At 72.8% G+C, this 22,124-nt stretch carries 18 protein-coding genes and 3 tRNA genes; 15 read left to right on the plus strand and 6 right to left on the minus strand.

Annotated elements, in window-relative coordinates:
- Positions 1 to 13: 13 nt before the first annotated feature.
- Complete coding sequence (locus ARTHRO9V_RS00625) at positions 14 to 451, minus strand: Lrp/AsnC family transcriptional regulator (RefSeq protein WP_043593232.1); 438 nt, start codon at positions 449 to 451, stop codon at positions 14 to 16.
- A 102-nt stretch (positions 452 to 553) separates the two neighbouring features.
- Between ARTHRO9V_RS00625 and ddaH the strand changes: the two genes are divergently transcribed.
- A complete protein-coding gene (gene ddaH / locus ARTHRO9V_RS00630; RefSeq protein WP_369794353.1) occupies positions 554 to 1,432 on the plus strand; it encodes a dimethylargininase in 879 nt (292 codons plus the stop codon).
- 55 nt (positions 1,433 to 1,487) lie between these two features.
- Here the strand turns inward: ddaH and ARTHRO9V_RS00635 are convergent, their stop codons facing one another.
- The 4 genes from ARTHRO9V_RS00635 to ARTHRO9V_RS00650 form a co-directional block, all read right to left on the minus strand.
- Positions 1,488 to 3,005 (minus strand): glycosyltransferase family 39 protein, encoded by a 1,518-nt coding sequence (locus ARTHRO9V_RS00635; protein WP_056044092.1) that lies wholly within the window; start codon positions 3,003 to 3,005, stop codon positions 1,488 to 1,490.
- An 88-nt stretch (positions 3,006 to 3,093) separates the two neighbouring features.
- A tRNA-Phe gene (locus ARTHRO9V_RS00640) sits at positions 3,094 to 3,166 on the minus strand.
- 36 nt (positions 3,167 to 3,202) lie between these two features.
- Positions 3,203 to 3,279: transfer RNA gene (locus ARTHRO9V_RS00645), tRNA-Asp, on the minus strand.
- A gap of 83 nt (positions 3,280 to 3,362) precedes the next feature.
- Positions 3,363 to 3,438 (minus strand) — tRNA-Glu (locus tag ARTHRO9V_RS00650).
- Between the two features lie 337 nt (positions 3,439 to 3,775).
- On the opposite strand from ARTHRO9V_RS00650, the gene ARTHRO9V_RS00655 reads away from it, so the two are divergent.
- Positions 3,776 to 5,062, plus strand: a complete 1,287-nt coding sequence (locus tag ARTHRO9V_RS00655; protein ID WP_056044090.1) for a M23 family metallopeptidase — start codon at positions 3,776 to 3,778, stop codon at positions 5,060 to 5,062.
- An 82-nt stretch (positions 5,063 to 5,144) separates the two neighbouring features.
- On the opposite strand, the gene ppa is transcribed toward ARTHRO9V_RS00655, so the two are convergent.
- The gene (ppa, locus tag ARTHRO9V_RS00660; RefSeq protein ID WP_043593233.1) at positions 5,145 to 5,636 is read right to left on the minus strand and encodes an inorganic diphosphatase; all 492 of its coding nucleotides are present in this window, start codon (positions 5,634 to 5,636) and stop codon (positions 5,145 to 5,147) included.
- Positions 5,637 to 5,707: 71 nt separating this feature from the next.
- Here ppa and tilS point away from each other — a divergent pair, with 71 nt between their 5' ends.
- From tilS to ARTHRO9V_RS00725, 13 genes are all read left to right on the plus strand, one after another.
- A complete protein-coding gene (gene tilS, locus ARTHRO9V_RS00665) occupies positions 5,708 to 6,700 on the plus strand; it encodes a tRNA lysidine(34) synthetase TilS (protein ID WP_123571153.1) in 993 nt (330 codons plus the stop codon).
- 43 nt (positions 6,701 to 6,743) lie between these two features.
- Entirely contained in the window at positions 6,744 to 7,295 is a 552-nt protein-coding gene (hpt, locus tag ARTHRO9V_RS00670) for a hypoxanthine phosphoribosyltransferase (RefSeq protein ID WP_056044086.1), read from the plus strand.
- A gap of 125 nt (positions 7,296 to 7,420) precedes the next feature.
- Positions 7,421 to 9,412: an ATP-dependent zinc metalloprotease FtsH gene (gene ftsH, locus ARTHRO9V_RS00675; protein WP_159824879.1), complete on the plus strand. Its 1,992-nt coding sequence runs from the start codon at positions 7,421 to 7,423 to the stop codon at positions 9,410 to 9,412.
- Between the two features lie 661 nt (positions 9,413 to 10,073).
- Positions 10,074 to 10,907 carry a dihydropteroate synthase gene (folP, locus tag ARTHRO9V_RS00680; protein WP_159825474.1) on the plus strand — a complete coding sequence of 278 codons (834 nt, stop codon included), beginning with the start codon at positions 10,074 to 10,076 and terminating at the stop codon, positions 10,905 to 10,907.
- Complete coding sequence (gene folB, locus ARTHRO9V_RS00685; protein ID WP_236556817.1) at positions 10,904 to 11,371, plus strand: dihydroneopterin aldolase; 468 nt, start codon at positions 10,904 to 10,906, stop codon at positions 11,369 to 11,371. Before folP ends, folB begins: the two co-directional genes overlap by 4 nt.
- Positions 11,368 to 12,039 carry a 2-amino-4-hydroxy-6-hydroxymethyldihydropteridine diphosphokinase gene (gene folK, locus ARTHRO9V_RS00690; RefSeq protein ID WP_159824883.1) on the plus strand — a complete coding sequence of 224 codons (672 nt, stop codon included), beginning with the start codon at positions 11,368 to 11,370 and terminating at the stop codon, positions 12,037 to 12,039. Before folB ends, folK begins: the two co-directional genes overlap by 4 nt.
- Positions 12,036 to 12,512, plus strand: a complete 477-nt coding sequence (locus ARTHRO9V_RS00695) for a DUF3180 domain-containing protein (RefSeq protein WP_056044083.1) — start codon at positions 12,036 to 12,038, stop codon at positions 12,510 to 12,512. The genes folK and ARTHRO9V_RS00695 overlap by 4 nt, the downstream gene beginning before the upstream one ends.
- Before the next feature lie 56 nt (positions 12,513 to 12,568).
- On the plus strand, positions 12,569 to 13,048 hold the full coding sequence (locus ARTHRO9V_RS00700; RefSeq protein ID WP_056044081.1) for a PH domain-containing protein: 480 nt from the start codon (positions 12,569 to 12,571) through the stop codon (positions 13,046 to 13,048).
- Positions 13,045 to 14,946 (plus strand): PH domain-containing protein, encoded by a 1,902-nt coding sequence (locus ARTHRO9V_RS00705; protein ID WP_159824895.1) that lies wholly within the window; start codon positions 13,045 to 13,047, stop codon positions 14,944 to 14,946. Before ARTHRO9V_RS00700 ends, ARTHRO9V_RS00705 begins: the two co-directional genes overlap by 4 nt.
- On the plus strand, positions 14,943 to 15,797 hold the full coding sequence (locus ARTHRO9V_RS00710) for a Rossmann-like and DUF2520 domain-containing protein (protein WP_159824897.1): 855 nt from the start codon (positions 14,943 to 14,945) through the stop codon (positions 15,795 to 15,797). The genes ARTHRO9V_RS00705 and ARTHRO9V_RS00710 overlap by 4 nt, the downstream gene beginning before the upstream one ends.
- A 145-nt stretch (positions 15,798 to 15,942) precedes the next feature.
- Positions 15,943 to 17,676: a DUF3375 family protein gene (locus ARTHRO9V_RS00715; RefSeq protein WP_159824899.1), complete on the plus strand. Its 1,734-nt coding sequence runs from the start codon at positions 15,943 to 15,945 to the stop codon at positions 17,674 to 17,676.
- Positions 17,673 to 18,671, plus strand: coding sequence for a DUF4194 domain-containing protein (locus ARTHRO9V_RS00720; protein ID WP_159824901.1), 999 nt, complete (start codon positions 17,673 to 17,675; stop codon positions 18,669 to 18,671). The genes ARTHRO9V_RS00715 and ARTHRO9V_RS00720 overlap by 4 nt, the downstream gene beginning before the upstream one ends.
- Complete coding sequence (locus tag ARTHRO9V_RS00725; RefSeq protein ID WP_159824903.1) at positions 18,668 to 22,123, plus strand: ATP-binding protein; 3,456 nt, start codon at positions 18,668 to 18,670, stop codon at positions 22,121 to 22,123. The genes ARTHRO9V_RS00720 and ARTHRO9V_RS00725 overlap by 4 nt, the downstream gene beginning before the upstream one ends.
- Position 22,124 lies beyond the last annotated feature (1 nt).

Below are 22,124 nucleotides of genomic sequence, written 5' to 3' on the forward strand. Positions count from 1 at the left end.
GCAGGGCCGTGCCTCAGGCCGAGCGGCGGCTGATGAGTTTCGAGAGCACGATCGCGCTGCGGGTGTGGTCGACGTTCGGGGCGTTGCGCACGCGTTCGAGGGCCTCCTCGAGCGACGGGATGTCGCGGCTGCGCATGTGGACGATGGCGTCGGCGCTGCCGGTCACCGTACCGGCGTCGACGACCTCGGGGACCGTGCCGAGGATGCGCTGCAGTTCTTGGGGCGATACGGTGCCACGGCAGAACAGCTCGACGTAGGCCTCGGTGCCGAGCCCGTCGACGGCGGGGTCGACCTGGACGGTGAACCCCTTGATGACCCCGTCGGCGACGAGGCGGTCGACGCGGCGTTTCACCGCCGAGGCGCTGAGGCCGACCGAGGCGCCGATGTCGCCGTACCCTGCGCGGGCGTTCTGGCGCAGGAGGTCGATGATGCCGTAGTCGAGATTGTCCACCACGGCATCGTACGCCCGAATGCTGCACCAGAGCTGACAAATACGCAAGAAAAGTGCGTGAGAGCTCGGCCTCGTGCGCGCCCACGATGTGACACTGATCCGGTGAGCCTGACGATCGAACCCACCGACCTGCCCGATGCGACCGCCGTGGGGGCCTCGACCCGCGTGGCCAGCCACCGCACCATCTTGATGTGTCGGCCCGAGCACTTCACCGTCAGCTACAAGATCAACCCGTGGATGGACCCCACCACGCCGACCGACACCTCGCTGGCGCTGGCCCAGTGGCAGACCCTCTACGACACCTACGTCGGCCTGGGGTTCGACGTCGAGCTTATCGACCCCGAACCGGGTCTGCCGGACATGGTCTACGCGGCCAACGGCGGCTTCGTCCTCGACGGCGTCGCCTACGGCGCGCGCTTCACCTACCCCGAGCGCCAGGCCGAGGGCCCGGCCTACATGCGGTGGTTCGCCTCGGCGGGCTTCGAGGTCGCCGAGCCCTCCGAGACCAACGAGGGCGAAGGGGACTTCCTGCTGGTCGGCGACGTCATCCTGGCCGGCACGGGCTTCCGCAGCGACTCGAGCTCGCACGACGAGATCGGTCGCGTCTTCGGGCGCGAGGTCGTCAGCCTCACCCTGGTGAACCCGAGCTTCTACCACCTCGACACCGCCATCGCCGTGCTCGACCCCGAGCCGGTGGACGGCCGCCACACCATCGCGTACCTCGAGAGCGCCTTCGACGACGCGTCGCTCGCGATCCTGCGGCAGCGCTTCCCCGACGCGATCCTCGTCAGCGAGGAGGACGCCGCCATCCTCGGCCTGAACTCGTACTCCGACGGCCACAACGTCGTGATCGCCGCCCGGGCGACCGGCTTCGAACGTCAGCTGCGCGAGCGCGGCTACAACCCGATCGGCGTCGACCTCTCCGAGCTGCTGCTCGGCGGCGGCGGCGTCAAGTGCTGCACCCTCGAGCTGCGTCGCTGAGGGTCGAGCCTGACCACCAGGCCTGACCGTCGCGCCTGACCACCAGGCCTGGCCGTCAGGCCGGCGGTCGCGCGAAGAGGTAGACGACGCTCCGACCGGTGCGGTGCTCCTGTCTGATCTCGTACCCCTGGTCGCGGAGCTGCCGCAGGTCGGCCTCGCTGAGGACGTCGACGGAGAGCCGTGCGATCCAGAGGCGGTCGACCGACGACAGCCGGTCGGCCAGTTCGACGGCGTCGTCCTCGTCGTCGAGACGCAGGGTGACGTCCGAGTACGAGCCCGACGGCAGGCCCGAGCGGACGTAGGCCACGTCGTCGAGCTCGGCGAATCGATCCGGGTAGGCGTACATCGCCTGGCGGGGTCGCGTCGACACGGTGCCGGTCGCGTCGAGCAGGAACGCGTCGCCCGGGCGCGCCTGGCTCTCGATGTAGCTCGAGAGCTGCGAGAGGTCGCTGCCGCCGCCCTTGCCGGTGGGCAGTCGCTGCAGCACGTACGTCGGCACCGAGGCCGCCACCAGCAGGGCGACGAGGGCGATGCTGATCCAGCGCCGGCGGAAGCCGGTGACGGCCACGGCCAGCAGCAGGCACATGCCGGGTGCCGAGAAGGTCACCAGTCTCGACGTGTACACGGGCGACAGGACTAGTCCCAGTGCGAGCAGCAGTCCGGCGGGCAACGCGACCCAGAGCGCGCCGAGCAAGACCACGCTGCCGGGCGTCCGCGAGCGGTCGCGGAGACGGGTGCCGAGCAGGATGAGCAGGACCGCCGAGACCACGGCGAAGGCCAGGCCCGTGACGAACCACGGTTCGACCAGGACCGTCCACCAGGTGACGTCGGCTCCCGTCGACGGATCGGCCACCCCCAGGAGGCGCGAGCGCTCGGCGAGGACCGTCCCGATGACCGGCGAGGTCACGAACAACGCCGCCCCGGTCGAGACGGACCAGCCGAGGAGGCGGTGGCGGGCTCCGCGACGCCGGCGCTGTGCCGGCGCCAGCAGCAGGAACACGCCGTGCACCACGATGATCAGGCCGAGGGGGACGAAGGTCGCGATCGACCCGGCGAGGACCGCGCCGTACCCGATCCACCAGCGTCGGCGGTGACGCCGGGAGGCCACGAGCAGCAGCACGGTCACCCAGACGGCCAGGGCGACCGACAGGGCGTAGGGCCGGGCCTCGGCGGCCTCGAGCGTGAAGCGGGGCAGCACCGCGAAGACCGCGGCGGCCAGCAGCGCGGTGCGACGGGTCGTCAGCATCCGCGTCAGGACGAGCACCCCGGCCGCCCCGGCCCCGACGAAGACGGCCGACGGGAACCTCGTGGCCACCTCGGCCTCGCCGAAGGCGCCGACCCAGAAGTGCATGAAGAGGTAGTAGACCGTGTGCACCGCGTCGCGCTGGTGCACGAAGGCCAGCAACTCGCCGAGGGGGAGGCGCGCCACCTGCAGCGTCGTCGCCTCGTCGCTCCAGTACGAGGGCACCCAGCTGAACGCGGCCCCGAGCAGCAGTGCCGCGAGTCCGGCGACGAGCGGGTCGAGCCAGCGGCTGCGGAGGGAGACGACCGCGGGGTCGTGGCCGATGCTCACGAGACGGTCCCATCAACGGCCATGCCGCGGTGCCCACCACCGGCCATGCCGTTAGACGAGTCAGGCCCCGCCTGAGCGGGGCCTTCTGTGGCTGGACACGGCATCGATCCGTGGACCTTTCGATTTTCAGTCGAACGCTCTACCAACTGAGCTACCCAGCCGTGAGGGCCCGAAGCCCCCAGGCGATGAACTCGCCTTGGCGACCCTGACCGGACTTGAACCGGCGACCTCCGCCGTGACAGGGCGGCGCGCTAACCAACTGCGCTACAGGGCCAAACTTGCTGCTGTGACACAGCGTACTCGATGTTCTGTTGTGATTGGTGCAGGTGCTGCCTCGGTGCTGTCTTGCAGTGGTGCTGGTGACCCCAACGGGATTCGAACCCGTGCTGCCGCCGTGAAAGGGCGGTGTCCTAGGCCACTAAACGATGGGGCCGTGTCCGAGGACGTCATAGCAACCGATCACAGAGCATACGGATGATCGCGGGGAAAAGCAAAACGAGGGTGACGGCGGGTGCTGCGCGCGCCTCCTCGTCCCCTGTCGTGGTCGGGCGACACGCTCGCCACTCCGCCTCGGCTGCCCCGCGATCACCGACTCGACGGCTAGTTTCAAGTCGTTCTTGAGAGTTCGGGGTCGACCGTCGGTCGACCGCCCGGCGGCGTCGCGTCCGCGGCGCTGTACGGGACCGGGCGTCGGCGATACCGTGTCCTGCACGGCGACCCCGGCGCGACCGGCCGGGCTCGATGCCGTCACGACGAATCGGAACCACTCGATGACCTCCACCCGCCGCACCGGGCGCCCGCGCCTCGTGAGCCTCACCTCGGGCCCGCTCGCTCCGTCGTCGCGCCTGGCCCGCATCGTCGTGACCGTGGCGGCCGCGTCCCTGCTGCTCACCGCCGGTGTCGTCGGACTGCCCGCGTCGTCGGCCACGGCCGCGTCCTACCCGTCGTGGGAGGACGTCCAGAAGGCCCGCGGCGACGAGACCGCGAAGCAGGCCGAGATCACCAACCTCGAGGGCATCCTCACCCAGATGCAGGCCGATCTCGACGCCGCGAACACCGAGGCCGAGAAGCGCGGTGACGAGCTGCAGAAGGCCCAGTCCGCCTACGACGACGCCCAGTACAAGACCGCCCAGCTGCAGTCGCAGGCCGACTCCGCCGACCAGGTGGCCGCGGCCAGCGAGGAGCGGGCGGGTCAACTCGCCGCGCAGCTCGGTCGCTCCGGTGGCACGAACGGCGTCAGCGGCACCCTGATCGCCGACCCGGGTGAGGCCGGGCAGCTGCTCTACAAGCTCGGTGCGATGAGCAAGCTCACCGAGCAGGCCGACGGCATCTACGCGCAGGCCACGCAGGACCGCAACACCGCACAGGGGCTCAGCGACCAGGCCGCCGTCGCCGAGGCCGCCCTCGCCGTGCTGGCCGACGAGGCACAGCAGGCCCTCGCCGACGCGAACGACGCCGCCCAGGCCGCGAGCGACGCCCTCGCCGCACAGCAGGAGAACCAGGCGCGGCTCCAGGCCCAGCTCGAGACCCTGAAGACTAACGTCGACCACACCGAGGCCGAGTACCAGAAGGGCGTCGAGGAGTCACGGGCCGCCGCTGCCGCCGCGGCGGCGGCGACCAACGGCACGGCCCTCGGGGTCGTCTCGCCCCAGGGCTGGACGCGCCCCGCCGGCGGCAACATCTCGAGCGGCTTCGGCATGCGCGTCAACCCCGTGACGCACGCGTACATCCTGCACGCGGGCACCGACCTCGCCGCAGGCTGCAACACGCCCATCTACGCCGCCACCGCGGGCGTCGTCAGCTACGCCGGCTGGTACGGCGGCTACGGCAACTTCGTGCTGATCGACCACGGCAACGGCGTCACAACCGGGTACGGCCACCAGCCGAACGGCGGCATCATGGTCAGCGTCGGGCAGGCGGTCGGCACCGGCCAGCAGATCGGGCACGTCGGCTCGACCGGCAACTCGACCGGCTGCCACCTGCACTTCGAGACCCGCGTCGGCGGCGTCGCGCAGAACCCCCAGCCGTTCATGGCGGACCGCGGCATCCGCCTCTAGGCGCCGTCCCCGGACGAGGCCACGACGAAGGGCCCGACACCACGTGGTGTCGGGCCCTTCGTCGTACCGGGGTGCGGGGAGGTCAGTGCCCCTCGTCGGCCAGCTTCGTGATGCCGGCCTCGACGATGGCCTCGGCCTCGGCGGCGTCGCCCCAGCCCTCGGTCTTGACCCACTTGCCGGGCTCGAGGTCTTTGTAGTGCTCGAAGAAGTGCTCGATCTCCTTGCGGAGGTACTCGGGCACGTCGGTGACGTCCTGGATGTGCTCCCAGCGCGGGTCCTTCGCGGGGACGGCGATGACCTTGGCGTCGCTGCCGCCGTCGTCGGTCATGTTGAAGACGCCGACCGGGCGCACCTTGACCCCGACGCCCGGGAAGAGCGGGTAGTCGAGCAGCACGAGCACGTCGACGGGGTCGCCGTCGAGGCCGAGCGTGTTCTCGAAGAAGCCGTAGTCGGTCGGGTAGACGAACCCGGTGAACAGGACGCGGTCGAGGTAGACGCGACCGGTCTCGTGGTCGACCTCGTACTTGTTGCGGCTGCCTTTGGGGATCTCGATCACGGCGTCGTACGCGGCCATGGGTGTGCTCCTTGCGATGCGTCGTTGGGGGGTCCGACCCGACGGGTCGGCGGTGTCGCTAACGTTACAAGATGCCCGACAGACCCCGCCTGACCCCCGCGACGGCCGACGTCCGACGAGCCGTGCGCGCCTCCTTGTCCGGTCACGACGAGGGCGACCTCGTGCTCGTGGCCCTCAGCGGCGGGCCGGACTCCCTCGCGCTCGCCGCGGGGCTCGCCTTCGAGGCGCCGCGTGCGGGGCTGCGCGCCGGGGCGGTCGTCGTCGACCACGACCTGCAGGGCGACTCTCGCACCGTCGCGGCCCGCGCGGCCGAGCAGGCTCGCGGCCTCGGGCTCGACCCCGTCGTCGTCGTCCGGATCTCGGTGGGCACCGAGGGCGGTCCCGAGGCGGCGGCCCGCACGGCCCGCTACGACGCGCTGTCGTCCGTCGCCTCCGAGCAGGGTGCCCGCACCGTGCTGCTCGGCCACACCCGCGACGACCAGGCCGAGACGGTGCTGCTCGGCCTCACCCGGGGCAGCGGTGCGACGAGCCTGAGCGGCATGGAGGCGCGCTCGGGCCTGTACGCCCGCCCCCTGTTGGTCGTCGGTCGCTCGACCACGGCGGCGGCCTGCACCGACGCCGGCCTCGAGGCCTGGGCCGATCCGCACAACGACGACCCGACCTTCACGCGGGTGCGACTGCGGCGGACCGTCCTGCCGATGCTCGAGCGCGAGCTGGGCCCGGGCATCACCGAGGCGCTCGCGCGGACGGCGGACGCGCTGCGCGAGGACTCGTCCGCCCTCGACCACTTCGCCGACGAACTGGCCGAGGAGCTGGCCGACCACGCCGAGGCGGGCATCTCTCTCGACGTCCGGGGGCTCGCCGCGAACCCGGCGGCCCTGCGTCAGCGACTGATCCGGCTCGCGGTGCAGAGCGAGTTCGGCGTCTCGCTGAGCCGCGTCCAGACCCTCGAGGTCGCCCGGCTGGTGACCGACTGGCACGGGCAGGGGGCGGTGTCGCTGCCGGGCATTACAGTGGAACGCACCGGAGGCGCGCTGCACTTCTCGGCGACCGGCGCCTCCTGAGATCCCCCTCGGCACCCCACGACCCCAGGAGCACGACACCACCATGGAACTCAGCGACATCGAGGCCGACCTGACCAGCGTGCTCTACACCGAAGAGCAGATCCACGCCAAGATCGCCGAGGTCGCCCGGCAGGTCGAGGCCGACTACGCCGGTCGCGAGCCGCTTCTGGTGGGCGTCCTCAAGGGCGCGGTCATGGTCATGGCCGACTTCTCGCGCGAGCTCAAGCTGGCCTCGGCGATGGACTGGATGGCCGTCTCGTCGTACGGCTCCGGCACCAAGTCGTCGGGCGTCGTGCGCATCCTCAAAGACCTCGACAGCGACCTGCACGGCCGCGACGTCATCATCGTCGAGGACATCATCGACTCGGGCCTCACGCTGTCGTGGCTGCTCGAGAACCTGCAGAAGCGCGGCGCGGCGTCGGTCGAGATCTTCGCGCTCTTCCGCAAGCCGGCCGCCGCCAAGGTCGCCGTCGACGTCAAGTACGTCGGCTTCGAGATCCCGAACGACTTCGTCATCGGCTACGGCCTCGACTACGACGAGAAGTACCGCAACCTCCGCGGTGTCGGGGTGCTCGCCCCGCACGTCTACAGCTAGCGGTCCGCTCCCGGGCGGGGCCGATCAAGCCCTCGGCGAACACCCATCCAGGGCATAGCAGCCCCGATGTACCCTTTTGCTCACGTTCTTCCTGCAGAAAGGTGTCGGGCGTCGCCCGTACTGACATGGACTTCAAGAAACTCTTCCGCGGTCCGATCATCTACATCGTGATCGCGGTCATCGGCATCGGCATCGGGTGGAGCCTCATCAGCGGGGCGGGCACGACGCAGATCTCGACCCAGAAGGGCCTCGAGGCGATCCAGGCCGACAAGGTCAAGTCGGCGACGATCTTCAGCAACGAGCAGCGCGTCGACCTCGTCCTGAAGGACGGCGACAAGGCCGAGCAGTTCTACTACGCGACGCCGCGCGGCTCCGAGGTCGTCGATGCCGTCAACGACGCGAACCTCGAGAACTTCGACGACACCGTCACGCAGACCAGCTGGTTCATGTCGCTGCTCAGCATCCTGCTGCCGTTCCTGATCATCGGCGTCATCTTCTGGTTCTTGCTCTCGTCCATGCAGGGCGGCGGCAGCAAGGTCATGCAGTTCGGCAAGTCCAAGGCCAAGCTCGCCTCGAAAGAGACCCCGCAGGTCATGTTCACCGACGTCGCCGGGGCCGACGAGGCCATCGAAGAGCTCGAAGAGATCAAAGAGTTCTTGAAAGAGCCCGCCAAGTTCCAGGCCGTCGGCGCCCGCATCCCGAAGGGCGTGCTGCTCTACGGCCCTCCCGGCACCGGCAAGACCCTGCTCGCCCGCGCCGTCGCCGGCGAGGCCGGCGTCCCCTTCTTCTCGATCTCGGGGTCCGACTTCGTCGAGATGTTCGTCGGCGTCGGCGCCAGCCGCGTCCGCGACCTCTTCGAGCAGGCCAAGCAGAACAGCCCGGCGATCATCTTCGTCGACGAGATCGACGCCGTCGGTCGTCACCGCGGAGCCGGCATCGGCGGCGGCAACGACGAGCGCGAGCAGACCCTCAACCAGCTGCTGGTCGAGATGGACGGCTTCGACGTCAAGACCAACGTCATCCTGATCGCGGCGACCAACCGCCCCGACGTGCTCGACCCGGCCCTGCTGCGCCCCGGCCGCTTCGACCGCCAGATCGGCGTCGACGCTCCGGGTCTCGACGGCCGCAAGCAGATCCTCGAGGTCCACGGCAAGGGCAAGCCCCTCGCCGCCTCGGTCAACCTCGAGGTGCTGGCCCGCAAGACCCCCGGGTTCACGGGTGCCGACCTGGCCAACGTCCTCAACGAGGCCGCCCTGCTCACCGCCCGTTCCAACGCGCAGCTGATCGACAACCGTGCCCTCGACGAGGCGGTCGACCGCGTCATGGCCGGCCCGCAGCGCCGCAGCCGCATCATGAACGACCACGAGAAGCTCATCACCGCGTACCACGAGGGTGGCCACGCCCTGGCCGCCGCGGCCATGCGCCACACCGACCCCGTGACCAAGATCACGATCCTGCCCCGCGGTCGGGCCCTGGGCTACACGATGGTCCTGCCCCTCGAGGACAAGTACTCGGTCACCCGCAACGAGCTGCTCGACCAGCTCACGTACGCCATGGGCGGCCGTGTCGCCGAAGAGCTCGTCTTCCACGACCCGACCACCGGCGCCTCGAACGACATCGAGAAGGCCACGGCGACCGCCCGCAAGATGGTCACCGAGTACGGCATGAGCAACAAGGTGGGCTCGGTCAAGCTCGGCCAGGCCTCCGGCGAGATGATGATGGGCCGCGACGGAAGCTCGCGCGACTACTCGGAGAACATCGCCGAGACGGTCGACGCCGAGGTCCGCGTGCTGCTCGAGCAGGCGCACGACGAGGCGTGGGAGGTCATCAACGACAACCGCGACGTGCTCGACTTCCTCGCCCGCGAGTTGCTCGAGAAAGAGACCCTCGACCACGACGAGCTCGCCGAGATCTTCAAGGACGTCCGCAAGCTGCCCGAGCGCCCGCAGTGGCTCTCGAGCGACAAGCGTCCGGTGTCCGACCGCCCGGCGATCCCGATGCCGACGAAGTCGCCCGTCGACGCCGAAGCCGTCGACGGGGGCGTCGACTCCGAGCCGACGACCAAGCCGGCCCGCACGCGCCCGCCCCGCACGACGCCCGGCATCGCCACGGCCTGACGCACGATCGGCCCGACCGGCTGCGCCCAGGCGCAGCCGGTCGATAGCCTAAGGGCTCGTCCCGAGCACCGAACGGAGGTACCGCTTCGTGACCGACCCGTCCCGCGGCACCCCCGCCGCATCCGGTGACGACGGCCGCCCGACCACTGGTGCCCGAGAGGGCGGCGGCGCACCGTCGAAGCGACCTCGCGGTCGGGAGCGCTACCCGGCCGACGTCGTCGTCGACGCGCCCCCGGCCTCCGCCCGGGCAGCCGCCGACGAACTCGCCGTGGGCCCGATCACGCAGGGACGTCTCGTCCTGGCACAGAACGAGACCGCGGCCGTCCGTCCCCCGGCCCAGTTGCCGCCCATCACGCACACGCCGGCGACCACGTCCGCGACGAGCCTCCCCGCCGAGGCGCCGGCCCCCGCGGTCCGCTCCGGACGTCGGCTCGTGGCCGGCGGTCGGTTCGAGGGGCCGCTGCACGAGCGGTCGTTCGACGACGCCGACGCCGTGCTCGAGGCCCGGCCACGACCCGATCGGCAGCGCGCCGGCTCGCACGCGGCACCCGCGGTGCGTGACCGGGTCGCGACCGGCCCGGGGTCGCACGCCGCGCCTCCTGCCCCGGTTCTCCGCCGGTCGCGCGACCGATCCGGTGCTCGCCGGCCCGGCCCGCAGGTGATGGGCGTGCTCAACGTGACGCCCGACTCGTTCAGCGACGGCGGTCGTCACCTCGACCTGGACGCCGCCCTGGTCCATGCCCGCGCCCTCGTCGCGCAGGGGGCCGACATCGTCGACGTGGGCGGCGAATCGACCCGGCCCGGTGCCTCTCGGGTCGAGCCCGCGGACGAGCTGCGCCGGGTGCTGCCGGTCGTGCGAGAACTCGCGGCCGAGGGGGTGCGCGTCAGCATCGACACGATGAACGCGTCGACCGCCGCCGCCGCGCTCGAGGCCGGTGCCGAGATCGTCAACGACGTGTCGGGGGGCCTCGCCGACGTCGACATGGCCCGGGTCGCCGCCGAGAGCGGCCGCACCTTCGTGGTCATGCACTGGCGAGGTCGACTCGACGGCTCGGGCCAGGCACCCGCCGCCGCGTCACGCGACTACGACGGTGACGTCGTCGGCACCGTCGCCGACGAGCTCGCCGCGCGGGTCGACGACCTGGTCGCCCGCGGCGTCGACCCGTCCGCGATCGTGCTCGACCCCGGGCTGGGGTTCTCCAAGGACGCCACCCAGAACTGGCAGCTGCTCGCCCACCTCGACGTGCTCGGCCGGCTCGGCCTGCCCGTGCTCGTCGCCGCGTCGCGCAAGCGGTTCCTGGCCGACCTCCTGCCCGAGGGGGCGCCGCCCACGGACCGCGACCCCGCGACCGCCGTGATCAGCGTGCTGGCGGCCCAGGCCGACGTATGGGGCGTGCGCGTCCACGACGTCGCCGGGACCCGCGTCGCCCTCGACGTGCTGCAGGCCTGGACCGAGGCCGCGGTGGCTCCCCGCCGACCGGCGAGGCACGCGTGACCGGCGTCGAGAGCGGGCCCGACGGCCTGCCCGCGCGCGAGCCCGAGTCGGTCCCCGAGCACGAGACGGTCGGCGGGCCCGTGCCGGTCCTCCGCGCGACCGGCCTCGACGTGCTGCGCCTCAGCGGCGTCCGGGCGACCGGCCACCACGGCGTCTTCGACCACGAGCGCCGCGACGGGCAGGAGTTCGTCGTCGACGTCGTCGTGCACCTCGACACCACCTCGGCGGCTTCGGGGGACGATCTCGGCGAGACCGTGCACTACGGCGTCCTGGCCGAAGAACTCGTGGCCGCCGTCGAGCGCGACCCGGTCGACCTGATCGAGACCCTCGCCGAGCGCCTCGCCGGCGTCGTGCTCGTGCACCGTGCGGCGGTCTCGACCGAGGTGACCGTGCACAAGCCGGGCGCCCCGATCACCGTGCCCTTCGGCGACGTGTCGATCACCATCAGCCGGGAGCGCGCGTGAGCGGCCCGAGCACGAGCGGCCCGAGCACGGGCGGCCCGAGCACCGGTGCGACGAGCACGGCCGCACCGCGCGTTCGGCGTGCGGTGATCGCCCTCGGCTCGAACCTCGGCGACCGCGACACCCTGCTGCGCGAGGCGGTCCGGGCCGTCGACGCGACCCCCGGCATCACGGTCGTCGCGGCCTCCGCGCCCGTGTCGTCGACCGCCGTCACGCTCGACGGCCTCGACCCGGGCAAGCCGACCTACCTCAACGCCGTGCTGCTCGCCGACGTCACGCTCGACGACGACGCCCTGCTCGACGCGCTGCAGGCGATCGAGGCCACACACGGGCGCACCCGCGAGGTGCGCTGGGGCGACCGGACCCTCGACCTCGACGTCGTCGCCCTCGACGACGAGCGCATCGACACCGAGCGCCTGCAGGTGCCGCACCCCCGCGCCGCCGAGCGCGCGTTCGTGCTCGAGCCCTGGCTCGAGCTGGACCCGGAGGCGCGGCTCGCCGGAGCCGGGCGGGTGGCCGACCTGGCGTCCCGGCTCACCGAGCGGACCCGTCCCGTGCCGGGAGCGACCTCGCTGCTCGACCCCGCACCCGAGCCCCCGTTGCTCGACCCCACGTCCGACCACGGGTCTGCGCACGACCCGACCACCGACCCCAGCCCAGGAGCCCCGTGAAGCACACCCGCCCCTCCACCCTGGTCGGCCTGATCATCGTGGCCGTGGCCGCCGGCTTCGTCCTCGACTCCGTGTTGGTCGCCATGCGTCAGCCCTCGATCGTGCTGCCCTTCGCGCTCGGCCTCGTGCTGCTCGGCATCGGCGGCGTCGTCGTCTCGATGGCCGTGCCCGTGCACCGGGTCGCGACCGGGTCGAGCAAGGAACGCGTCGACCCCTACTACGCGACCCGCGTGCTGCTGCTGGCCAAGGCGAGCAGCCTGGCCGGTGCCCTGTTCGGCGGCTTCGCCGGGGGAGTCCTGCTGTTCGTCCTGTCCCGTGGCGTGGGGGTCGCTGTAGGCTCGCTCGTGCCCGCGATCGTCGCCGTCGTCGGCGGTGCGGGGCTGCTGGTGGCCGGCATCGTCGCCGAGCGCATGTGCACCGTCCCGCCCGCCGACGACGAGCACGGCCAGGGCTCGGGCACACAGGCGGTCTGACCGCCTGCGGTCCCACCACCGCCGACCGACCGCTGCCGACCGGAAGAGACGCCGACATGGACCGACTCGACATCCCCGACGCCGAGTGGAACCGCGTCTCGCCCAAGTACGTCTGGCCCGAGCTGATCGGCTACCTCGTCACCGGCCTGATCGTGGCCGGTGCCACCGTCCCGCTCTGGCTGATCGGCCAGTGGTGGACCTACGCGATCACCGCCGTCGTGGTGGTCGTCACCGTCGTGGTCGCCGCCCTGACCCCCCGTCGCGTCCGGGCGATCGGCTACCAGCTGCGCGAGGACGACCTGCTGCTGCGCAAGGGCATCCTGTACCTGCGGGTCGTGGCCGTGCCCTACGGGCGCATGCAGCTCATCGACATCAACCGGGGCCCGGTCGTCCGGGCGCTCGGCCTCAGCGACCTGAAGTTCGTCACCGCGGCCGCGGCGTCGGCCGTGACGATCCCGGGCGTCCCCGCCGACGAGGCCGAGCGGCTGCGCGACCGCCTCGTCGAGCTGGCCGAATCGCGTCGGGCCGGCCTGTGAGCGACCCCCGCACCGGGGCGGACGGCGGCGGGGGCCGACCCGCGCCTCCGGACGTCGCCGCGCTCACCGACGGCGAGTGGCACCGTCTGCACCCGGCCACCCCGCTGCTCAAGGGCGGCATCGCCCTGGCCGCGGTGCTCGTCATCCTGTTCAACAACGCGCGCGAGTACGTGGTCGAACTGTTCGTGCCCGGCGGTCGGCGGGGTGACGAGGGCGACCCGTTCGGGTACGTCGTCGACAAGGGCTGGCTGGGCCTGTTGCTGCTCGCCGTGGTCGTCGTGATCGCCCTGTTCGTGGGCGGGTTCTGGTTGTCGTGGCGCATGCACACCTTCAGGGTGGGCGAGGACGTCGTCGAGGTCCGCAGCGGCATCGTGTTCCGCACGAACCGGCGGGCGCGGCTCGACCGCATCCAGGGCATCAACATCCAGCGTCCCCTGCTGGCCCGCGTCTTCGGCGCCGCCAAGCTCGAGGTCACCCAGGCCGGGCAGGACGCCAACGTCACCCTCGCCTACCTGCGGTCGGCGTCGGCGGACGACCTGCGCCGCGAGATCCTGCGGCGCGCGGGCGGGGCGCAGCAGACGCACGCCCCGGCCCCGGGCGCGCCCGGTGCGCCGGTCGATGCGCGAGGCGCGGGCGCGGGCACGGGCGATGCGACCGACCCGGCCGCCGTCGCCGGGACCTCGACCCCCGGTCGGCCCGGCGCCCCCGCCCCGCACCGGCAGGGCTTCGGCGGTCTGGTCGAGCAGCGCGCCCACGAGTTCCTCGCACCCGAGCTCGACCCCGACGAGGCACCGCCCCGGTCGGTCGTGGCCCTCTCGCCCGGTCGCCTCATCGGTTCGACCGTCCTGAGCGGTTACACGCTGTTCCTCCTGGCGGCCGTCCTGGCGATCGTGATCAGCGTGGTCACGACGGGCGAGTGGTTCCTGCTCTTCGTGCTGCTGCCAGCCGTGCTCGGCTCGGGCGGGTTCTACGTCAACCGCATCACGAAGTCGCTGCGCTACACGATCGCCGGCACGCGCGACGGGGTCCGCATCGGCTACGGCCTCTTCTCGACCTCGAACGAGACGCTGCCGCCCGGCCGCATCCACTCGATCAAGGTCAGCCAACCGCTGCTCTGGCGCCCGTTCGGCTGGTGGGACGTCAAGATCAACCGCGCCTCGCGTTCGAGCACCAAGGGTGCCGCGGGGCAGGAGAACACGACGATCCTGCCGGTCGGCGACGAGGACGACGTCCGCCGCGTCCTCGAACTCGTCCTGCCCGAGCTGGTCGGCGTGGCCGCCGTCGGCGTCGCCGCCGAGGAGGCGCGGGCCGGGTCGCCCGCACCGGCCGACGCCCCCGAGGCGGTCGCCTCCGCGACGGTCCCGGTGGCCGACGCCTCCTCGACCGGCGAGGCCGCGCCTCCTGCCGTCGGGGGTGAGGGGGTCGCCGACGAGACGTCCGTGACCGGCGCCGCCGCGCCTCCTGCCGTCCGCGACGCCGTCGAGGCGACGACCGAGCACACCCTGTCGCTCGTCGAGGGCGGGCTCAGGTCGAGCGGTACGGACGGCGGTTTCACCGTGTCCCCGCGCCGGGCCGCCGTGCTGCGCTGGTTCTCGTGGCGGCGCAACGGGTTCCGCTCGGCGCCGGGTGCGCTGTTGCTGCGCAAGGGCGCGATCTGGCGCCAGCTCGTCATCGTGCCGCTGCCCCGGGTGCAGAGCGTCGGCCTGGTGCAGGGTCCGTTGCGCCGCCGGCTCCGCCTCGCGACCGTGCACCTGCACACCGTCCAGGGGCCGATCGTCGCCGAGATCGGCGCCCTCGACCAGGACGACGCCCTCGGCTTCTTCACGACCGCCGGTCGCGAGGCCGTCGCCGCCGCCCACGCCGACCGCACCCACCGCTGGAGCGAGGAGACCCCGTGACCGACCCGTCGACCGGCGGCCCCTCCCTCGGCGGCTCGTCCCTCGGTGGCCCACGCGACGCACCGCGCGACCCCCGGCCGACCGCGCGCGGATCCGACCGGCGCAGCGGCCGCCTCGGCGTCGGCATCGTCGGCGCCGGCCGGGTCGGACCCGTGCTCGGTGCCGCGCTCGCCGCCGCCGGTCACGCGATCGTCGGCATCTCGGCCGTGTCCGAGCGCAGCCGCGACCGGGCCGAGGCGATCCTGCCGGGCGTGCCCCTGTTGACCGTGCCCGAGATCGTCGAGCGCAGCGAACTCGTCCTGCTCGCCGTCCCCGACGACCAGCTGGCCGACCTCGTGCAGGGCCTGGCGGCGACCGGCACCTGGCAGCCCGGCCAGCTCGTCGTGCACACCTCGCCCCGGCACGGGCTCGAGGTGCTGCGGCCCGCCCTCTCGTCGGGGGCGATCCCCCTGGCGATCCACCCGGCCCTCGCCTTCACCGGCACGACCATCGACCTCGTCCGACTGCGCGACGCCTGGTGCGCCGTCACCGCGCCGACCCCCGTCCAGCCGATCGGCCAGGCGCTCGTCGTCGAGATGGGGGCCGAGCCCGTCATCGTGGCCGAGGCCGACCGGCCGCGTTACGCCGAGGCCATCGCGACGGCCACCGAGTTCTCGGCCGCGATCGTCACGCAGTCGGTCGGACTGCTCACTGAGCTGGGCCTGCCCGAGCCGGGCCGGCTGCTCGCGCCGCTGATGCGGTCGGCCATGGACGCCGCCCTCGGCGAGGCCGGGGGCGCGGCCGGCCCCGGTACCATCGACATGGCCTCGTTCGACGACGGCCCCACCGCGTTCGGTGACCCGCGCGCCTGACCCGGCCCGCGCCCCCATCCCCATCCCCATCCCCATCCCCATCCCCATCCCCATCCTGGCCGCTGCGGACGAGGAGCGACACCGTCGCCGAGCGGAGCGTCACCAGTTGGTATCGTCGTCCGACGACTGCCGGAGGTCTTGCTTGGTGAACCACCCGTCGGGGCACGACGACGCCCTGAGCCGCGACGACGTGCGCGCGGCGTACGAAGACGACCCCACCTGGGCCCTGCTCCGCGGCTACAACGCCCGCTGGATGCTGCCGCTCTTCTCCCGCCACCTCGAGCACGCCGAGGGTCCGGTGTCGGCCGACTGGTTCCACCGGCAGGTCGCCGACGCCCTCGAGCAGAACACGGCCGAGCAGGCGGCGTCCGAGCAGGCCGCGCTCGAGCAGGTGGCGTCCGAGCAGGCCGCCCCCGAGCGCCCGGCGTCCGAGCGGGCGACGACCGAGCGGGACCCCGAGGAGGCGCGGCCCGCGTCCCCGACACCCGTCGCCACGCCGGCCCCCGCCGAGCAGAAGACCACCCCGGCCGAGTACTGCCGCAGCTGGGTCGAGAGCCGTTGGCTCATCCGCACCCGCGCCTCCGGACCGGACGCCCGTGCCGAGTACCGCCTGTCGCCGCACGCGCTCAAGGCGCTGCGCCTCGTGCGCGACCTCGTCGAGCGCGACAACGCCGTCAGCGAGGCCCGCCTCGGCAGCATCGCCCACGCCGTCGGGCAGCTCGCGGGCCTCGCCGACCCCAGTCGCGAGTCGCAGCTCGCGCGCCTCGACGAGCAGATCGCCGAGCTCGAGCGCCGCAAGGCCGAGATCGAGCGGCACGGCACCGAACCCACCGCTCCCGACGTGCTGCGCCGTCAGGTCCGCGAGGTCGTGCGTCTGACCGCGTCGCTGCCCGAGGACTTCCGCCAGCTCGGCGCCATGGTCGAGCAGCGGCACCGCGAGGTCGCGCGCCGGGCCTCGTCCGAACACGTCGGCAAGGGCGCGCTCGTCGACCAGTACCTGCGCGACAACGACCTGCTCGAGCAGACCCCCGAGGGACGCGCCTACCGCGGCTTCGCCCAGATGCTGTCGTCGCGCGGGATCGACGTGATGCGGGCCGACATCGAGAAGGTCCTCGCGCAGCCCGACGCGGCCGCGCAGCTCACCGAGCGGCAGCGCACGCAGCTCGAGTCGCTCATCTCGTCGCTGCTCGCCGAAGAGCAGAGCGTGCAAGAGACGTACGGCCGGTGGACGTCCTCGCTGCGGCGCTTCCTCAGCCGGTCGGGCTCCGACCAGCAGCAGCGCCTGCTCACCCTCGCCGACCGGGCGCTGCACGCGGGTGGGGTCTGGGCCGAGCGCCGGCCGGGCCACGCCATGCTGCCCGTCGAGCACGGCGACGGGCTCGGCCTCGGGGCGCTCGACGTCCGTGACGTCAGCCAGGTGCAGCTGCACACCGACCGTGCGCGGCCGACGGTCGACGTGCAGGTGACGATCGGCGACGCGTCCCTGCCGGAGGCCGACCGGGCCGCCCTCCGCCTCACCTCGGGCACGAGCACGGCGGCCGTGTCGGCGACGATCGACCGGCTGCTCGTCGACCGCGACGAGGTCACGAGCGTCGACGTCTACCAGGCGACCGAGCCCGGGTTCCGCCGCCTCGCGCTCGTCCTCAGCATGCTCGACCTCGCGCTCGAGCGCGGCGTCGTCGGCGACGACACCGAGACCGTCGAGCTCGTCGGCGATCCCGCCGACCCCACGACGTCAGGAGGCGCGGGTCGGCAGGTCACGCTGCCCCGCCTCGTGTTCCGGCGCGACCCCGCGGGTCCGCCCGGGGCCGAGCCGGGCGTCGAGCCCGACGCCCCCGACCTCACGACCGGCACGACCAGCACGAAGGACCTCGCATGAGCCCCGCAGCCCCCTCGGACGAGACCGGCGTCGACGAGGCGACCCGCGCCTCCTCGGCCGAGGCGACCGCCACCTCCCCCGACGAGTCGGCGCGCGCCTCCCGCGATGCCTTCGACGACGGCGACGCCGACGACGCGGCGGCCGGTGGCGTCCCGGACGCGCTACCGCTGGCCGGACGCAAAGCGCTCGTCACGCTGCTGACCCACCGGTTCGTGTCCCGCGCGCGGCAGCAGGAGGCCTGGGCGGGCCTACTCGCGCACGAACCCGAGATCCGGGCGCGGCTCGAGGAGCTGTTCCTGGTGCTGGTCGTCGACCACGACCACGAGGTCGCCTTCAAGCGACAGGGCGGCGAGGACGACGTGCCCGTGCTGCTGCGCCGCGAGAAGCCGCTGTCGCGGGACGCCTCGCTGCTGATGGTCTTCGCCCGCCGGGAGCACGCCTTCACCGACGGCCTCGACGAGGCGGTCGTGATCTCGAAGGACGCCGTGGCCGAGTTCCTCGGTCGGTACCACGACGACTCGGGCTCCGACGAGGTGCGCGCCCGCCGCCGGGTCGACGCCGCGATCGCCGCGCTCGTCGCCCGCGACCTGCTGACGGCCGAGCCCGACGACCCCGAACTGTTCGTGGTCTCGCCCGCGATCGTGCCGCTGATGACCGCCGACCGACTCGCGCACCTCGAGCGGGTGTACCTCGAGGCGGCAGGCGTCGAGGGCGACCCGACCGACGAGGACGAGGTCGGCACCCCCGCCGACGCGGACACGGCCGAAGCGGAGGTCGACGCCGACGCCGACGCCGACGCCGACGAGCCCGAGGTCGAGGTCGAGGTCGAGGTCGAACCCGATCACGCCGACGACGGCCCCGCCGACACGGTGGAGGACACCCCCGACGCCGAACCCGACCCGACCGCCGTCCCGCTCGACCTCGACCTCGAGCCCGAGCCCGAGGCCGCGCACGACGCCGGCACCGACACCGACCCGGAAGCACCCCAGGCATGAGCATCGCCGACACCCCGCCCGACCTCGGCATGTTCCACTCGGGCCAGTACCGCATCGAGCAGGTGCAGCTGCTCAACTGGGGCAGCTACGCCGGCCTGCACCGCATGCCCGTGGGTCGCGGCGGCATCGCCATCCTCGGCCCGACCGGCCGCGGCAAGTCGACCGTGCTCGACGCGATGGCCGCGGTCATCATGCCCAACCCGCAGGAGTTCAACCGCGCCGCCCGCGACGACAGCCGGCAGCGGTCCGAGCGCACGGTCTACAGCTACGCGCGCGGCAAGACCGACGAGGTCCGCGACGCCGCCTCCGACCGCACGACGACGCGGTTCCTGCGTCCGCTCGGCCAGGCGTTCCCGAGCGGTGCGGCCATCACCTGGTCGACCGAGCTCGGTCAGACGGTCACGGCCGTCCGCGTCGCCTGGATCGGCGAGGACACCGCCAGCCAGGACGACGTCACCCAGGCGAGCGTCTACCTCCTCGTGCAGGGTCGCTTCGACCTCAGCCGCCTGGCCGAGGTGACGCGCGAGGGCACGAGCCAGAACCCCCTGACCCGTGGCTCCCTCGCCCGCCTGCTCGACCCCGCCCACGACCTCGCGACCTCGTCGCAGCCCGAGCTGCGGGTGCGGTTGTGCGGTCAGCTCGGCATCGGCGGCAGCGACGAGTCGCAGCTCAAGGCCCTGACCCTGCTGCGTCGGGCGCAGGCGTCCAAGGGCGTGTTCTCGATCGACGACCTGTTCAAGCAGTTCGTTCTCGTGCAGCCGCAGGCGCTCAGCCGCTGGGAGACCACGCTCGCCACCTACCGCGAGGCCTCGGCGCTCTACGACGTGTTCGAGACGACCCGCAAGAAGCTCGACGTGCTCGAGGCCGTGCCGACGCTCGCCGACCGGTACGAGCTCGCCGGACGCGACGGCTCGGCCAAGCGCCGCCTGCTGGTCGACGACGACGGGCCCAGCCGCCTCCGCGTCTGGTTGGCCGAACGCGTCGGCAGCTGGGTCAGCGGCGAGGTCGACCGCGTCACGACCGAGAAGCGCGAGCAGGGCGAACGCCGGAGGCGCGCCCAGGCGGACGAGCAGCTCGCGTTCCGGTCCCGTGAACAGGCCCTGGCGCGGATCAGCGAGCTCGGGGGCGACCCCACGCAGTCGCTCCGCGAGCACGTGGCCGCCGCCGAGGCCGAGCTCGCCGCCGTCGAGCGCACCCGCGGCCGGCTCGCCACCGCGCTCGACGGGACCGGCGCGTCCCTCCCCCGCGACGACGAACAACTCGCCGCGCTCAGGCAGCGTGCCGACCGCCTCGCGGCCGACGACGCGGCCGCCCGGGCCGCGACCGCCGACGCCCGCAGCGACCTCGCCGCCCGCATCGGCGAGACGAAGCGCTCGCTGGCCGCCCTCGAGAAGCAGAAGCGGTCGTTCGAACAGCGCCGCAGCAACGTGCCCGACGACGCGATCGAGCGACGTCGGCGCATCGCCGAGGGGGCGGGCGTGCCGGTGTCGGACCTGCCCTACGCCGGCGAGCTGTTCGAGGTCGCGCCCGAGCACGCCGGGTGGGCCGTCGCGATCGAGCGCGTGCTCGGCGACCTCGCCACGCACCTCCTCGTGGACCGCACGCACTTCGACGCCGTGCGCCGCTGGGTGGACGAGAACGACGTGCGGGGACGCGTCACGCTCGTGCCGGCGACCACCGGGGCCGATCTGACGCTCATCCCGGTCGACCGCACCGTGCCCGCCATGGTGCGGCTCGACCCGGCGAGCCCGTTCCGCGGCTGGCTGCACGACGAGCTCGTCGCCGACCGCAGCGTGCTCTGCGTCGAGGGGCCCGACGACCTCGGCGGCCCCCGCCCGGCCGGCACCCGCGGTGCCGTGACCCGGCGCGGCCTCCGCACCGGCTCGCGGGACCGCGTGATCAAGGACGACCGGTCGACCCGTTCGTGGATCGGGCTCGACAACGCGGCCCGGATCGCCGAGCTCGGCGACGAGATCGTCGACCTCGAAGCCGTGCTGGCCCGGGTCCGCGCCGAGTACGACGCGATCGAGGCCGAGGCGGTCGAACGCCGTCGCGTCGCCGACGCCGTCGCCCGCGCGAAGGAGTTCACCTGGGACGAGCTCGACACCGCCCCCGCGCAGGCGAGGCTCGACGACCTGCGCGCCCAGCTGGACCGCATCGCCGTCGAGCGTCCCGAACTGGCCACGCTGCAGGCCGAGGCCGCGCAGCACGACGACGACCGCTCGGCCGCGACGCGCCGCCTGGCCGAGATCGACCAGGTGCTCGCGCAGCTCGACGAGAAGCACGCGACGCTCGTCGACATCGAGGACGAGTTCGCGGACGCCGCCGACGCCGCCCCCCTGACCGACGACGAGCGGGCACTCCTCGCCCCGCTGCCGTTCGCGGCACCGCGTGAGGCGACCGACGTCGTGCGGCTGTACCGGGACGCGGCGTCGCAGCTGCGGGCCCAGGTCGACGCGCACGACCGGGACCGGGCGAACGCCGAGTCGACGCTCGTCGTCGTCTTCGAGCGGTACCTCGAACTCGACCGCACCGCGGGCATCGACGCCACGATCGAGAGCCTGCCGGCGGTCCGGGCGATCCACCGGCAGCTCGTCGAGGACGACCTGCCGCACGCGAGACAGCGCTGGCTCGAGAGGGCCGGCAGCGACGTGGGCGACAGCCTGCGGGCGCTGCTCGTCCAGATCGAGGAGGACGGCCACGTCATCCGCCGCGGCGTCCGCCCCATCTCGCAGGCCCTGCGGTCGATCGAGTTCCGGCAGGGCTCGACGCTCGACATCGAGCCGCGGCCGGTGTCGAACGGCGACCTGCTCGAGTTCAAGCGGACGCTGCGCGAGCACACGGGCGGGGCCGGGAGCGGGGCCACGTCCGAGGCACGTGCCTCGGACGGACGGGCTCCGGAGGCGCGGGACGCGTCCGAGGTCGAGCGCCGGTTCCTGAGGCTCCGCCGCGACCTCGCGCACCTCGAGGAGAAGTCGAAGGTCGGTGACGCCTGGCGCCGGCGGGTGCTGGACGCGCGGGAGCACTACCAGTTCCGGGCGATCGAGACCCGCGCCGACGGGACGCAGATCGTGCACGAGGGCGTGGCCGGCAAGTCCGGCGGCGAGGGGCAGGAGCTCATCGCGTTCGTGCTGGGGGCCGCCCTGCGGTTCCGGCTGGGAGACGGCACCGACCGGGTGCCGACCTACGCGCCGATCGTCCTCGACGAGGGCTTCGTCAAGGCCGACGCCGAGTACACCGGCCGGGCCCTGGCGGCGCTGACCTCCCTGGGCTTCCAGCTCGTGGTGGGCGCGCCGCGCGACAAGGTCAACGCCTTCGAGCAGCACGTCGAGAGCGTGGCGTACATCTCGAGCGATCCGTCGAACCCCGAGCTGTCGCGCATCTACCCGCTGACCATCCGGCAGGCGATCCAGGTCGAGCAGCACGGTCTCGACCCCGCGGCGCTCGCCTGAC

The organism is Frigoribacterium sp. 9N (assembly GCF_902506305.1).
Lineage (GTDB): Bacteria > Actinomycetota > Actinomycetes > Actinomycetales > Microbacteriaceae > Frigoribacterium.